The following is a 14163-nucleotide window of genomic DNA, read 5'->3' on the forward strand; positions in this document are numbered from 1 at the left end:
GTCAGGCGATCCGCGGTGCTAGACGGAGAGGGCCTCGGGCCGGGCCGGAGAGCAGCTGTGCATCGGCATCTCGGTCAGGCCGGGGAAGTACACGTGCAGGCTGACGGCCCCGTCGAGGCTGTCGTTCTGGACCTCGTGGGCGTAGCCGGGGGCGAAGACGCGCTGGGAGCCGGCGCCGAGGGTGAGCGTCCCGCGGGCGGTGCGCTCGGTGAGCTCGCCCTCCAGGACGGTCAGCACGCCGGAGGAGGCGCCGTGGTCGTGCAGGCCGCTGCCCTGGCCGGGAACCCAGCTCAGGAGCCAGACCTCGTAGCCGGGGCCGGTGCGCAGCCGGTGGTACCAGCGGCTCGTGGCGTCGTACTGGACCAGGTGCTCCCACTCGGAGCGGTCGGCGGCGATGGAACGCGCGAGGCCCACGAACTCGGCGACGGTGGCCGGGTGCTCGCGGGCGGGCTGCAGGAGGTGCTGGACGGAGAGGATGTCGCCGGCGATCTGGAGGTCGCTCTCGACCATCGCAGGGGCGACGGGCGCGGTGGTGGGGGTGGTGTTCAGGGTGCTGATGCTGTTCATCGGGGGGTTCCTCGACGGATGTCAGTCGTGCGGCGGTTGCTGTGGGGGCGAGCTGGAGCTCAGGGAGCCGAAGCTCACGAGGCATCAACAGCTGCAACAGCAACAGCGAACCTGGGCAGCGCACAGGAACCCACGAATGGGGGTCCAGGTGGCGGCTGAGGGCGCTGACATGGCTACAAGAAGACCCGGTAGGGGGCCGGACTGTCAACCCAATGTCCGATTTGGTAGAAAAGTTTCACCTCATCCGGTTACCGTGCCCGGAGAAAGGTTTGTGCAGTCGATCTCGGGGGAGGTGGCGCTGCAAGTCGCCTTTGCAGTCCGCTGTGGCGACTCTCAAACCCGCAAAGTCGTGCGATGTCGTTCTGTGGCTGAAATGTGATCTGCGCCGCTTCTTCGGCCGGATCGGAACCCCACCACAGAGTGACGCGTCGACTACGGGGGAGGGAGTCCCGCTTGTGACACGTGTGGCATGTGTCACGATTTTTGGCGATATGAACACTTTCTGCATAGGCTTGGTTCCGCAGAGTGAATAAGGGGCCCAATAGCAGATCTCGGCTTGACTGCGCTGGAGCCCCGCACTTGTAATTTCACTCGTGTCGTTACGTAGCGATGAGTGACGACATGACCACGGGGACGCACAGACAGAGCGAGGGGCGCACATGACCGAGCTGGTTCAGGAACTGCTGGTCGAGGAGGCGGACGAAGAGCTCGGATGGCAGGAGCGAGCTCTCTGCGCCCAGACCGACCCCGAGTCCTTCTTTCCCGAGAAGGGCGGCTCGACCCGCGAGGCCAAGAAGGTCTGCCTCGCCTGCGAGGTCCGATCCGAATGCCTTGAGTACGCACTCGCCAACGACGAGCGATTCGGCATCTGGGGCGGACTGTCCGAGCGCGAACGACGACGTCTGAAGAAGGCCGCCGTCTGAAGCGCCCACGGCGCGCACCGAACGGCGCCCACGGCAGGGCCCCAGGTACCGCCCGCGGTACGGCCCACGGCATATCCGACCGCACCTCCGACCGCACCTCCGACGACGCGACCGACGGCATATCCACCGGCAGGGCCGAGATGTCCACGGGCAGAGCCCGGACGTCCACCGGCAGGGCCGAGGACATAGCCCCCTGTGCACCGGGCCTCACGCACGGCAGCGGCCGAAGTGCACGCACCGGCACAAACCGCACTACCGCGAACGGCACGACCAGCACGGCATCGAGCAGAGCAAACGGTCCGCCTCCTGCACCTTCCCCGCAGGAGGCGGACCGCTGTGTTCCCAGCCGTTAGGGTGGGGCGCTGTCCAGCAGCCTCCGAGGGCACACCACCCCCGGACCCCCGGCCGGAGGGCCCGTACCGCGATGTCCCTGCACAGCCAGTCGAGCGCCTCCCACCAGGCTGCCGCCGCACCAGAGTTCCCCCGGCACGTCGTCACCGCGGTCCTCGTCGCCCACGACGGCGCCCGCTGGCTGCCCCGGACCCTCGCCGGACTCCTCGGCCAGGAACGCCCCGCCCAGAGCCACATCGCCGCCGACACCGGCAGCGCCGACGACTCCGCGCGCCTGCTCGGCGAGGCCCTCGGCGAAGACCGCGTTCTGCACCTCGCCCGCCGCACCGGCTTCGGCGCCGCCGTCGACGAAGCCGCCCGCACCGCCGGCACGCTGACCCCCGAGGAACTCCCGTACCTCAAGCGCCCCTCCGGCTGGGACCCCGTCAGCCGCACCTGGCGCGACGAGACGTACGACCTCCCCGACCTGCCCCACGGCGAACCCGTCCAGTGGCTCTGGCTGCTCCACGACGACTGCGCACCCGAGCCCGACGCCCTCGCCGAACTGCTGCGCGTCGCGGACGAGAACCCCGACGCCGCCGTCATCGGCCCCAAGCTGCGCGGCTGGTACGACAAGAAGCAGCTCCTCGAAGTCGGCGTCACCATCGCCCGCAGCGGCCGCCGCTGGACCGGCCTCGACCGGCGCGAACAGGACCAGGGCCAGCACGACCAGGTCCAGCCCGTGCTCTCCGTCTCCAGCGCCGGCATGCTGATCCGCCGCGACGTCTACGACGCCCTCGGCGGCTTCGACCGCCGACTGCCCCTCATGCGCGACGACGTCGACCTGTGCTGGCGCGTCCAGAGCGCCGGCCACTCCGTCCTCATCGCCCCCGACGCCGTCCTGCGGCACGCCGAGGCCTCCGCCCGCGAACGCCGCACCGTCGACTGCGTCGGCCGCTCCGCCGCCAGCCCGCACCGCGTCGACAAGGCCGGCGCCGTCTACACGATGCTGGCCAACAGCCCCGGCCGCGCCCTCCCGTACGTCCTGCTGCGCATCCTCTTCGGCACCGTCCTGCGCGCCCTCGCCTACCTCGTCGGCAAGGCCCCCGGACAGGCCGTCGACGAGATCACCGGCCTCCTCGCCACCCTCCTGCGCCCCGGCCGGATCCTCGGAGCCCGCCGCCGCAGGGGCCGCGCGGCCGTCCCCGCCAAGGAACTGCGCCCCCTCTTCCCGCCGCCCGGCGCCAGCCTGCGCGCCAACGCCGAACAGCTCGCGGGCTACTTCGGCGCCGACGGCGACACCGAGGCCGCCACCGCCGGCCGGCACGGCGGAGCCGTCGAATCGGGACCCGGCGGGGACGACGCCGACTACCTGGAGATCGAACAGTTCGCGCGCCTCAAGCGGATCGCCCGCAAGCCCGCACCCGTCCTCTTCGCGCTCCTCCTGCTCGTCTCCGTCATCGCCTGCCGCTCCCTCCTCGGCAGCGGCTCCCTCATGGGCGGAGCCCTGCTCCCCGCCCCCGACGGCGGACTCGACCTCTGGCGGGTCTACGCCGACGACTGGCAGCCCGTCGGCACCGGCACCACCGCCGGAGCACCGCCCTACCTCGCCGTCCTCGGCGCCCTCTCCACCCTGCTCCTCGGCTCCACCAACGCCGCCCTGACCCTGCTGCTCGTCTGCTCGGTCCCGCTCGCCGGACTCACCGCCTACTTCGCCTCCCGGCCACTGGTGGAATCCAGGCTGCTGCGCGCCTGGGCCGCCGTCGCCTACGCCTTCCTCCCCGCCGTCACCGGAGCCCTCGCCGGCGGCCGCCTGGGCACCGCCGTCCTCGCGATCCTGCTCCCGCTCATCGCCCGCTCCGCCGTCACCGCCTTCGGACGCGGCGAAGGGGAGGGCAGCTGGCGCTCCGCCTGGACCTACACCCTCCTGCTGACCCTGGCCACCGCCTTCACCCCCGTCGTCTGGCCGCTCGCCGCGCTCCTCGGAGCCGCCGCGCTGGTCCTGCGCCGCGCGCAGTGGAAGACGTACGGGCCTCGCTTCCTCGCGACGCTCGGTGTCCCCCTCCTCGTCCTCGCCCCCTGGTCGCTGAGCCTGCTCACCCACCCCGCGAAGCTCCTGCGCGAGGCCGGACTGCCCTACGGAGCCGGCTCGGCCACCGCCCTGGACCTGCTCGGCCTCAGCCCCGGCGGCCCCCGCACCGCGGGCGGCCTGCTCCTCCTCGGCATCGTCCTCGCGGCCCTGGCCGCCCTGCTGCGCACCGACCGGCAGTCCGCCGTACGCACCGCCTGGGCCACCGCGCTCGCCGCGCTCGCACTGGCCGTCCTCGTCAACCGCACCACCTGGTCCGGCCCCGCCACCCTCGTCTACGGACTCGCCCTGCTGGCCGCCGCCGTCATCGGCGCCGACGGGGCCAAGGAACGCGTCGCCGCACGCAGCTTCGGCTGGCGCCAGCCCCTCGCCGCCCTGATCGCGCTCGCCGCCGCCGTCGGCCCGCTCGCCGGCGCGGCCGGCTGGATGCTCAGCGGAGCCGCCGGACCGCTGGAGCGCCGCGACCCCGTCCAGGTCCCCGCCTTCGTCGCCGAGGAGAGCGGCACCCGCGACCAGGCCCGCACCCTCGTCATCGGCGCGGACTCCCCGGCCGCCCTCTCGTACAGCCTGGTCCGCGGCTCCGGCGGCCGGCTCGGCGACGCCGAACTCGCCGACCGGGCCGGCAGCGACCCCCGCCTCGACAAGGTGGTCTCCAGCCTCGTCGCCGGCTCCGGCGCCGACCAGACCGACCAGCTCGGCGGCTTCGCCATCCGCTACGTCCTGGTCCGCGACGGCGCCCCCCAGGAAATCGGCCGCGTCCTCGACGCCACCCCCGGCCTCAGCCGCCTCAGCAAGCTCGAAGGCAGCGCCCTGTGGCGCCTCGACCGGCAGGTCGCCCGCACCGTCATCGTCTCCGGCAAGCCCGGAGAGGCGCCCATCCCCGTCGCCTCCGGCCCCGTCGAAGCGCACACCAAGATCCCGGCCGGCGAGTCAGGACGCGTCCTGCGCATCGCCGACCGGGCGGACGCCGGCTGGCGGGCCACCCTCGACGGCAAGCCGCTCAAGGCCAGGACGCTCGACGGCTGGGCGCAGGGCTTCGAGCTCCCCGCGGACGCCGGCCAGCTCGACCTCGTCCACGAGGACGCCCTCACCCGGACCGCCTGGCACTGGGCCCAGGGCCTGCTCGCCCTCGTGCTGCTGGTGATGGCCCTGCCGGGCCGCCGCGCCCGCCTCGACGACGACCTGCCCGAGGAGGAGGCCCCCGCCGCCGAGGAGGCCGGCGAAGGCCGCCGGGCCCGCCGGCTGCGCGAGCAGTCCGAGCAGTCCGAGCAGGAGACCCCGGCCGGCTCGGCCCCCGCGGAGGCGGCCGTCGCGGCCGACCCGTACGCGCAGATCCCGGCGCAGCCGGTGTACGGCGAGGACGCGTACGCCTACCAGCAGCCGGCGTACGGAGACCAGGGCGGCTACGCCTACGGCGGCCAGGACCAGCAGCAGCCGCAGCAGTACGACCAGTACACGTACGAGCAGCAGCAGCCGCCGTACCAGCCCCACCCCGGCTACGAGCAGCCGTACCAGCCCTACCAGCAGCACCCCGAGCCCTACGAAGGCTCCGACACGTACGACCCCGCCTACGACCCCACGTACGACACCTACGGCCAGCACGACGGTCAGCAGGGCGGGCAGCACGCCCCGCGTCCGGACGGGAGCCCCCAGCAGTGAAGCAGCGCGTACCCCTCACGCTGGCCGCCGTCACGGCCGCCCTGGCCGCCGTCACCGGCCTCGCCACCCTCACCGCACCGGCCGCCGACGGGGCCTCCACGGCCGCGCAGGGCAAGCCGGCGGCCCGGATGCCCGTCGAGCGGTCCCTGCTGGTGTGCCCCGCCCCCAGCACCTCCGACATCGCCGAGACCCTGTACACGGCTATCACCCCGGGCGCGGCCGCCCCCGGCGCCAAGGGCACGGCCCGGCTGCTGGGCGCGACCAAGGAAGCCAAGCCCGTCCTGGAACTCAAGGAGCCCGGCAAGCCCGTCGGCGCCAAGGCCTCCGGCGCCGAGGCCCCCGCGCTCAGCGGGGTCGCCGACGGGTTCCTCGCCCCCGGCTGGAGCGCGCAGCAGACCACCGTGGTCTCCGTCGGCCGCACGCGCGGCCTCCTCGGCGTCGGCTGCACCGCGCCCGGCACCGACTTCTGGTTCCCCGGCACGAGCACCGCCAAGGGCCGCGAGGACTACGTCCACCTCACCAACCCCGACGACACCGCGGCCGTGGTGGACATCAAGCTGTTCGGCCCGGACGGCGCGGTCAAGGCCGAAGCGGGCACCAGCGAGAACATCCGCATCGACCCGAAGTCCAGCAAGGCCATCTCCCTGGCCTCCCTCGCCCCCGGCGCCCAGCTCGCCGACGTCACCGCCCACGTCACGACCCGCGCGGGCCGGGTCGGCGCCACCGCCCAGGCGGGCGAGGAGGGCGTCGGCTCCGACTGGCTGCCCGCCTCCGTGGACCCGGCGGGGACCCTGGTCATGCCGGGCATCCCGGCGGACGCCACCTCCGTACGGCTCGTCGCCTTCGCCCCCGGCGAGGAGGACGCGGACCTCACCGTGAAGCTGGCCGGGCCGACCGGCTCGATCAGCCCCGCGGGCAGCGAGCAGATCCACGTCAAGGCCGGCATGACCGCGAGCCTCGACCTCAAGGACGTCACCCGCGGCGAGGCCGGCTCCCTGATCCTCTCCCCGGCCGACCCCAAGAAGCCCGTCGTCCCGGTGGTCGCCGCCCTGCGGGTGGTCCGCGGCACCGGAGCCAAGCAGGAGACCGGCTTCATCCAGGCCGCCGCCCCCGTCGGCACCCGGGCCACCGTCGCGGACAACCGCCCCGAGGCGAACGCCACCCTCCTGTCCCTCACGGCCCCGCCCGGAGCCGACGCGAAGGTCAAGGTCACGGCCTCCCCGGGCACGGACGGCGGCGAACCCGCCACCCAGGAAGTCACGGTCAAGGGCGGCACCACCCAAACCCTGACCCTCGCCCCGGCAGGCGGCAAGGGCGCCTACGCCCTCACGGTGGAAACCCTCTCCGGCGGCCCCGTCCACGCCTCCCGCACCCTGACGATCCCCCGCGACGGCATCCCCATGTTCACCACCCAAACCCTCACGGACGACCACTCCACGGTCTCCGTCCCCAAGGCCACCCAAAACCTCACGGTCCTGACCCAGTAACCCCCACCCGAGGTGCGGGTGTCCGGGCGCAGCATTTCCAGCCATCCGCCGCTTGAGGACCGGGGTCTGGGCGCAGCAATTCCACCCGCCCGGCGTTCGAGGCGCGGGTGCCTGGGCGCAGCAATTCCAGCTGTCCGGCGTTCGAAGACCGGTGCCTGGCCGCAGCGAATCCACCCGCCCGGCGTTTGAGGCGCGGGTGCCTGGGCGCAGCAATTCCAGCCGTCCGGCGTTTGAGGACCGGGGTCTGGGGCGGAGCCCCAGGTCCTTTCAGCCCCGCCGGCGCTTGAGGCGCGGGTCCGGGCGGAGCCCGGGGAACGGTGGAAGGGCGGGTAGGGGACAGCCCCGCAGGGCCCACCTCCCACACCGCCGACGCGGGTCGACCGGGCCGACGCAATCAGGGGCCGGGGCCGGGGCCGCTCCGGGCCCGCCAGATCCCGGGCCATGGCCACGGCCAGGCCAGGCCGACACACCCCGGACCTAGTCCGACCCGTACCGCGGATCCACCGTCTCGGGCGACAGCCCAAGCAACTCCGCGACCTGCTCCACCACGATCTCGTGCACCAGCATCGCCCGCTCGTCCCGAGACTTCGCCCGAATCTCCACGGGCCGCCGGAACACCACGATCCGCGCGGGCCGCCCACCCCCCGCCTCGGCCATCGCCCCGAGCGGCACCGCCTCGTCGTTCCAGCCGGTCTCCACCCCGCCCGGCGCCCCCGGCACGTCGCCGATCATGAACTCCACGTCGGCCAGCTGCGGCCAGCGCCGTTCCAGCCGCTCCACGGAGTCCCGTACGAGGTCCCCGAAGAGTTCCCCGCGGCTCGCCGACAGCGGTACCTGCGGAGGGGCCACCGGCCCGCGCATCCCGCGCCCGTGCCGGTCGCGCCGCCGTACCCGTGGCTCACCGGCGGGGGACCCGCCGGGCAGGGAGGCGGCCGGGGGCGCGGGAGGGGGAGGCAGAGTGCTGTCCGTCACCCCCGCAGGGTAGCCCGCACATCCGTGCCGGGGCGGGGGAGATGGGACGACACGGGGGAGCGGCCGGGGGAGAGTCGTCGCGGCCCGGTCAAGAGTGCGGTACCGTCCAACGTCGTGAGCCTTGTACGTCGCTGTTCGCGCACCGCGTGCGGCCGCCCTGCCGTCGCGACTCTGACGTACGTCTACGCCGATTCGACCGCAGTTCTCGGCCCGCTCGCCACCTACGCCGAACCCCACTGCTACGACCTCTGCGCCGAGCACTCGGAGCGCCTGACCGCCCCGCGCGGCTGGGACGTCGTACGCCTCACCGACGGGTCGGCGCCCTCGCGTCCCACGGGTGACGATCTCGAAGCCCTGGCGAACGCCGTCCGCGAGGCGGCCCGTCCGCCGGAGCGCGCGGCGGGTGCGGGCGGCTCCGGCCAGGGTGGTCCCGGCACCGGGGAGACCCGGCGCGGTCACCTGCGCGTCCTGCGTTCGCCGGATTCCTGACAGTCCGTTGATCTGAAGAGCCGCACTGCGTGCACGGTAGGTTTGCCTCACCGCACATCACCTTTACGGAGGGCAGGCAGTGGCCACCGATCTTTCGAACATCGTCAAGGCGTACGACGTACGAGGCGTCGTGCCGGACGAGTGGGACGAGCACCTGGCCGAGCTGTTCGGTGCCGCCTTCATCGAGGTGACCGGTGCTCAGGCCATCGTCATCGGCCACGACATGCGGCCCTCCTCCCCGGCCCTGTCCGCCGCCTTCGCCCGCGGCGCGGCCGCCCGCGGCGTCGACGTCACCCTCATCGGGCTGTGCTCCACCGACCAGCTGTACTACGCCTCCGGCAAGCTGGACCTGCCCGGCGCGATGTTCACCGCCTCGCACAACCCGGCGCAGTACAACGGCATCAAGCTCTGCCGGGCCGGCGCCGCCCCGGTCGGCCAGGACACCGGCCTCTCCACGATCCGCGAGCTCGCCGAGAAGTGGAGCGACGAGGGCGCCCCGGCGATCCCCGCCGGCACCGTCCCGGGCACCGTCACCGAGCAGGACACCCTCGCCGGCTACGCCGACCACCTGAAGGGCCTGGTCGACCTCACGGCCGTCCGCCCGCTCAAGGTCGTCGTCGACGCGGGCAACGGCATGGGCGGGCACACCGTCCCCACCGTCTTCACGGGCCTGCCGCTGGACCTGGTCCCGATGTACTTCGAGCTGGACGGGACCTTCCCCAACCACGAGGCCAACCCCCTCGACCCGAACAACATCGTCGACCTCCAGGAGCGCGTGCTGTCCGAGGGCGCCGACCTCGGCATCGCCTTCGACGGCGACGCCGACCGCTGCTTCATCGTCGACGAGCGCGGCGAGGGCGTCTCCCCGTCCGCCATCACCGCCCTGGTCGCGGCCCGCGAACTGGCCCGCAACGGTGGCACCGGCACCGTGATCCACAACCTGATCACCTCCTGGTCCGTGCCCGAGGTCGTCCGCGAGAACGGCGGCACCCCCGTCCGCACCCGCGTCGGCCACTCCTTCATCAAGGAGGAGATGGCCAAGTCCGGCGCCATCTTCGGCGGCGAGCACTCGGCGCACTACTACTTCAAGGACTTCTGGAACGCGGACACCGGCATGCTCGCCGCGCTCCACGTCCTGGCGGCCCTCGCGGGCCAGGACGGCCCCCTCTCGGCCCTGGTCTCCTCCTACGACCGCTACGCGGGCTCAGGCGAGATCAACTCCACCGTCGCCGACCAGGCGGGCCGCCTCGCCGCCGTCAAGGAGACCTACGGAGCCGTCGAGGGCGTCACCCTGGACGAACTGGACGGCCTCACCGCAACCACCACCGACTGGTGGTTCAACGTCCGCGCCTCCAACACGGAGCCCCTCCTCCGCCTCAACGTGGAAGCCCGCGACCAGGCCACCCTCACCAAGATCCGCGACGAGGTCCTGTCCCTCATCCGCACCTGATCCCAACCCAGCCGGCAGGGCCGGCCGGCCCCCAGTCAAATCCCAGCCCCACCGCGAATCCAGCCGGCAGGGCCTGGGCCGTGCCCAGCCCAATCCATCCGGCACGGCCGGGCGGCCCCCAGTCAAATCCCAGCCCCACCGCCAATACAGCCGGCAGGGCCGGGGCCGCCTCCAGCCCAATCCAGCCGGAGGGCCGGCCGGACCCTAGCCAAAATTCAGCCCCGCCGGCGTTTGAGGCGCGGGGCCTGGGGCGGAGCCCCAGCAGCGGACCCGCACCCGATCCCCACCCGCACCGCCGAGCCGCCCCCCCCCGGTCCCAGTGGAGCACCAGCTCCACCCCTCACCGGAGGCGACTCGGCGGTAGGCTGACCTGGCCCGATCCACATCCCCGAAGGGAACCACCCCATGCCGCTCGAAGCCGGCCTGCTGGAGATCCTCGCCTGCCCCGCCTGCCACTCGCCCCTGGACGACAAGTCGGCAGACGAGACCACCCCCGAGCTGATCTGCACCGGCCAGGACTGCGGTCTCGCCTACCCGGTCCGCGACGGCATCCCGGTACTCCTCGTCGACGAGGCACGCCGTCCCGCCTGAGCCTCCTACCGCCACCCCGCGCAAACGCCGAGACTGGTTCCGTCCCACACAGGTTCCGTCACAGACATAGCCGGAGGCCGCCATGCTCGACGAGTCACTCCTCGACGCACCTGACGATCTCGCCCGCGCCGACCGCCGCGGTCTGCTCCGCGGTGCCGCCGATGCCGGCGCCCGGGTACGCACCGCGGCCCGGCACGCCACCGAGGCCGGCCTCGCCGACCTGCGCCCCGACGGCCGCCCCCGCGCGGTGCTCATCGCCGGTCCCGGCACCGCCGCCACCGGGGTCGCCGATCTGCTCGGCGCGCTCGCCGGAGCCTCCGCGCCCGTCATCCGGCTGCACCCGACGGGCGTCGCGCACGCCGCCGGGGCCCTGCGCTGGGCCCTGCCCGGCTGGGCCGGTCCCGTCGACCTGCTGCTCATCGCCACCACCGACGGAACCGAGCCCGGCCTCGCGGTCCTCTCCGAGCAGGCCTACCGGCGCGGCTGCACCGTCGTCGCCGTCGCCCCCGAGCGCTCGCCGCTGAGCGAAGCGGTGGACGGCGCGCACGGGCTCCTCGTACCGATGGCCAAGGCCCCGTACCAGGAGTACGACGAGTCGGCCGCGGCCGGCCCCGGCGCCCTGTGGGCCCTGCTGACCCCGCTGCTGGTGCTCCTCGACCGGGTCGGTCTGATCACCGCCGCCCCGCACACCCTGCAGCTCGTCGCCGACCGGCTCGACCGCACGGCGGAACGCTGCGGCCCCGCCATCGTCACCTACTCCAACCCGGCCAAGACCCTCGCCTCCGAGCTCGCCGACTCCCTCCCGCTCATCTGGAGCGAGGGCGCCGCCGCCGGACCCGCGGGGCGCCGCTTCGCCGCTACCCTCGCCGAACTCGCCGGCCGGCCCGCACTCGCCGCCGATCTTCCCGAGGCCCTGCCGGCCCACGGGGTCCTGCTCTCCGGCGATTTCGCCGCCGGAGCCGACCCCGACGACTTCTTCCGCGACCGAGTGGAAGAACCGCAGGCCCTTCGCGCACGCATCGTCCTGCTGCGCGACAGGCCCGCAGGCGGACTGACAGCCGCTCCTGCCGCACGAGAGCTCGCCCTCAGCCATGACACGGCCATCAGCGAGCTCGAACCTGAGGAGGGCACAGAGCTCGAACAGCTCGCCGAACTCCTCGCCGTCACGGATTTCGCCACCGCCTACCTGGCGTTGGCCTCCGGGGGACACAGCTGAGGCGCACGCACGCGCGCGCCTCTCACCCAGGAAGACGACCGATGGACCGCCTCACTAACACGATCCGCCCCTACGCCTGGGGATCGACCACCTTGATCCCCGAGCTCGTCGGAGTCGCCCCCACCGGCGAGCCCCAGGCCGAGATGTGGATGGGTGCCCACCCCGGCGCCCCCTCCCGCCTCGACCGCGGAGCGGGCGAGAGCGCCCTCTCGGACGTCATCGCGGCCGATCCCGAAGGCGAACTGGGAGCCGCAGCCGTCCGCAAGTTCGGCCCGAGGCTCCCCTTCCTCTTCAAGCTCCTCGCCGCCGGCGCCCCGCTCTCCCTCCAGGTCCACCCCGACCTCGCCCAGGCGAAGGCCGGGTTCGAGGACGAGGAACGCCGCGGCGTCCCGATCGACGCACCGCACCGCAACTACAAGGACGCCAACCACAAGCCCGAGCTGGTCTGCGCCCTCACCCCCTTCGAGGGCCTGTCCGGCTTCCGGCCGCCGCTGGAGGCCGCCGCACTGCTGGAGGGCCTCGGCGTCAACGCCCTGAAGCCCTACGCCGACCTCCTGCGGGCACACCCCGAGGAGGCGGCCCTGCGCGAGGTGCTCACCGCCGTCCTGACCGCCGACCGCGCCGAGATGGCCCGTACGGTCACTGAGGCCGCGGCCGCCGCCGAACGGCTCGCAGGCCCGTACGCCCCGTACGCCGGACTCGTCCACCACTACCCGGGTGACCCGGGGGTCATCGCCGCGATGCTCCTCAACCACGTGCAACTCCAGCCCGGCGAAGCCATGTTCCTCGGCGCGGGCATCCCGCACGCCTACCTCGACGGCCTCGGCGTCGAGCTCATGGCCAACTCCGACAACGTCCTGCGCTGCGGGCTCACCCCCAAGCACGTCGACGTGCCCGAGCTGCTCAAGGTCGTCGTCTTCGAGCCCGGCGACCCCGGCATCCTGCGCCCGGAGGGCAACGGCGAGGAGGTCTACGAGACCCCCATCGACGAGTTCCGGCTCTCCCGCTTCGTGCTGGCCCCCGGCGGCGCCCCCCGGGTGCTCCCCGACACCACCGCGCAGATCCTCCTGTGCACGGCGGGCTCCCCGACGGCGGGCTCCCCGAAGTCCGGCGAACTCGCGCTGACACCCGGCGAATCGGTCTTCGTACCGGCCGGCGAAACGGTGGAACTGTCCGGAACCGGCACCGTCTTCCGTGCCACCGTGGTGGTCTGACGTACCGTCCCTCTCGGTGGCCGTGAGAGTCTGCGGCCGTAGCGCGGCGTCCCGGGCCCGGGGCGCCGCACCGAGGAAGGGACACATCGCAACCATGAGTGCGTCGGGCGGTACCAAGGCGATCGTGGCGGCACTCGCCGCCAATCTGGCCATCGCGGTAGCCAAGTTCGTGGCCTTCGTCTTCAGTGGCTCGTCGTCGATGCTCGCGGAAAGCGTCCACTCACTGGCGGACTCCGGCAACCAGGGCCTGCTTCTGCTGGGCGGCAAGAAGGCCCAGCGCCAAGCCACTCCGGAACACCCCTTCGGATACGGGCGCGAGCGCTACATCTACGCCTTCCTCGTCTCCATCGTGCTGTTCACCGTCGGTGGCATGTTCGCCATCTACGAGGGCTACGAGAAGATCCACGACCCGCACGAGATCACGCACTGGTACTGGCCCGTCGGCGTCCTCCTCTTCGCGATCGTCGCGGAGTCCTTCTCCTTCCGCACCGCGATCAAGGAGTCGAACGAGATCCGCGGCAGCCTCAGCTGGGGCCAGTTCATCAAGCGCGCCAAGGCCCCCGAGCTCCCTGTGGTCCTCCTCGAGGACTTCGGCGCCCTCATCGGCCTGGTCCTCGCCCTCGCCGGCGTCGGCATCGCCCTGCTGACCGGCAACGGCGTCTGGGACGGCATCGGCACCCTGTGCATCGGCGTCCTGCTCATCATCATCGCCGTCGTGCTCGCCGCCGAGACCAAGTCCCTGCTGCTCGGCGAGGCCGCCGGCATCGAGGACGTCGAGAAGATCAAGGCCGCCGTCGTCGACGGCGACGTGGTCACCGGCGTCATCCACATGCGCACCCTGCACCTCGGCCCCGAGGAGCTCCTGGTCGCCGCGAAGATCGCCGTCCAGAGCGACGACACGGCGACGGAGGTGGCCCGGGCCATCAACGCCGCCGAGGCCCGCATCCGCGAGGCCGTCCCGATCGCCCGCGTGATCTACCTGGAGCCCGACATCTTCAACGCCGAGGCCGCCGCGAAGGGCACCAACCCGGGCGTCTGACCCCGGACCGCCGGACGCGGGGGGGCCCCCCCGCCCCCCGGGGGGGGGGGGGGGGCCCCGCCGGGGGGGGGGGGCCCCCCCAGGATTTAGCCGCGCACCGACAGGGTATACGGCATTGCGGGCGCCGGCGGGAGCCG

General features: G+C 73.1%; 11 protein-coding genes. 9 read left to right on the plus strand and 2 right to left on the minus strand.

Annotation, left to right across the window (positions count from 1 at the left end; all coding sequences use genetic code 11):
- Nucleotides 1-18: 18 nt before the first annotated feature.
- Nucleotides 19-510 carry a cysteine dioxygenase gene (locus ACIA8F_RS37475; protein ID WP_399385531.1) on the minus strand — a complete coding sequence of 164 codons (492 nt, stop codon included), beginning with the start codon at nt 508-510 and terminating at the stop codon, nt 19-21.
- A gap of 716 nt (nt 511-1226) precedes the next feature.
- Between ACIA8F_RS37475 and ACIA8F_RS37480 the strand changes: the two genes are divergently transcribed.
- From ACIA8F_RS37480 to ACIA8F_RS37490, 3 genes are all read left to right on the plus strand, one after another.
- Entirely contained in the window at nt 1227-1490 is a 264-nt protein-coding gene (locus ACIA8F_RS37480; protein WP_112450237.1) for a WhiB family transcriptional regulator, read from the plus strand.
- 424 nt (nt 1491-1914) lie between these two features.
- Nucleotides 1915-5568 (plus strand): glycosyltransferase family 2 protein, encoded by a 3654-nt coding sequence (locus ACIA8F_RS37485; RefSeq protein WP_399385516.1) that lies wholly within the window; start codon nt 1915-1917, stop codon nt 5566-5568.
- A complete protein-coding gene (locus tag ACIA8F_RS37490; RefSeq protein ID WP_399385517.1) occupies nt 5565-7055 on the plus strand; it encodes a DUF5719 family protein in 1491 nt (496 codons plus the stop codon). Before ACIA8F_RS37485 ends, ACIA8F_RS37490 begins: the two co-directional genes overlap by 4 nt.
- A 477-nt stretch (nt 7056-7532) precedes the next feature.
- Here ACIA8F_RS37490 and ACIA8F_RS37495 read toward each other — a convergent pair whose 3' ends face one another.
- Nucleotides 7533-8027 carry a metallopeptidase family protein gene (locus ACIA8F_RS37495; protein WP_399385518.1) on the minus strand — a complete coding sequence of 165 codons (495 nt, stop codon included), beginning with the start codon at nt 8025-8027 and terminating at the stop codon, nt 7533-7535.
- A gap of 24 nt (nt 8028-8051) precedes the next feature.
- Here ACIA8F_RS37495 and ACIA8F_RS37500 point away from each other — a divergent pair, with 24 nt between their 5' ends.
- The 6 genes from ACIA8F_RS37500 to ACIA8F_RS37525 all read left to right on the plus strand — a co-directional run bounded on the left by ACIA8F_RS37500 (nt 8052) and on the right by ACIA8F_RS37525 (nt 14026).
- Nucleotides 8052-8516, plus strand: a complete 465-nt coding sequence (locus tag ACIA8F_RS37500; protein ID WP_399385519.1) for a DUF3499 domain-containing protein — start codon at nt 8052-8054, stop codon at nt 8514-8516.
- A gap of 79 nt (nt 8517-8595) precedes the next feature.
- Nucleotides 8596-9966, plus strand: a complete 1371-nt coding sequence (locus tag ACIA8F_RS37505; RefSeq protein ID WP_399385520.1) for a phosphomannomutase/phosphoglucomutase — start codon at nt 8596-8598, stop codon at nt 9964-9966.
- A 405-nt stretch (nt 9967-10371) separates the two neighbouring features.
- Nucleotides 10372-10557: a Trm112 family protein gene (locus tag ACIA8F_RS37510; protein ID WP_383953662.1), complete on the plus strand. Its 186-nt coding sequence runs from the start codon at nt 10372-10374 to the stop codon at nt 10555-10557.
- An 82-nt stretch (nt 10558-10639) separates the two neighbouring features.
- Entirely contained in the window at nt 10640-11773 is a 1134-nt protein-coding gene (locus tag ACIA8F_RS37515; RefSeq protein WP_399385521.1) for an SIS domain-containing protein, read from the plus strand.
- A gap of 41 nt (nt 11774-11814) precedes the next feature.
- Nucleotides 11815-12987, plus strand: a complete 1173-nt coding sequence (gene manA / locus ACIA8F_RS37520; protein ID WP_399385522.1) for a mannose-6-phosphate isomerase, class I — start codon at nt 11815-11817, stop codon at nt 12985-12987.
- Nucleotides 12988-13081: 94 nt separating this feature from the next.
- Complete coding sequence (locus ACIA8F_RS37525) at nt 13082-14026, plus strand: cation diffusion facilitator family transporter (protein ID WP_399385523.1); 945 nt, start codon at nt 13082-13084, stop codon at nt 14024-14026.
- The last annotated feature ends 137 nt before the right edge of the window (nt 14027-14163 follow it).

Source organism: Streptomyces sp. NPDC051563 (genome assembly GCF_044454225.1).
Classification (GTDB): domain Bacteria; phylum Actinomycetota; class Actinomycetes; order Streptomycetales; family Streptomycetaceae; genus Streptomyces.

Coding starts and splice junctions, on each gene's coding strand:
- manA (WP_399385522.1), top strand. CDS start 11,815: ATGGACCGCCTCACTAACACGATCCGCCCCTACGCCTGGGGATCGACC.
- ACIA8F_RS37485 (WP_399385516.1), top strand. CDS start 1,915: ATGTCCCTGCACAGCCAGTCGAGCGCCTCCCACCAGGCTGCCGCCGCA.
- ACIA8F_RS37480 (WP_112450237.1), top strand. CDS start 1,227: ATGACCGAGCTGGTTCAGGAACTGCTGGTCGAGGAGGCGGACGAAGAG.
- ACIA8F_RS37515 (WP_399385521.1), top strand. CDS start 10,640: ATGCTCGACGAGTCACTCCTCGACGCACCTGACGATCTCGCCCGCGCC.
- ACIA8F_RS37525 (WP_399385523.1), top strand. CDS start 13,082: ATGAGTGCGTCGGGCGGTACCAAGGCGATCGTGGCGGCACTCGCCGCC.
- ACIA8F_RS37510 (WP_383953662.1), top strand. CDS start 10,372: ATGCCGCTCGAAGCCGGCCTGCTGGAGATCCTCGCCTGCCCCGCCTGC.
- ACIA8F_RS37475 (WP_399385531.1), bottom strand. CDS start 510: ATGGTCGAGAGCGACCTCCAGATCGCCGGCGACATCCTCTCCGTCCAG.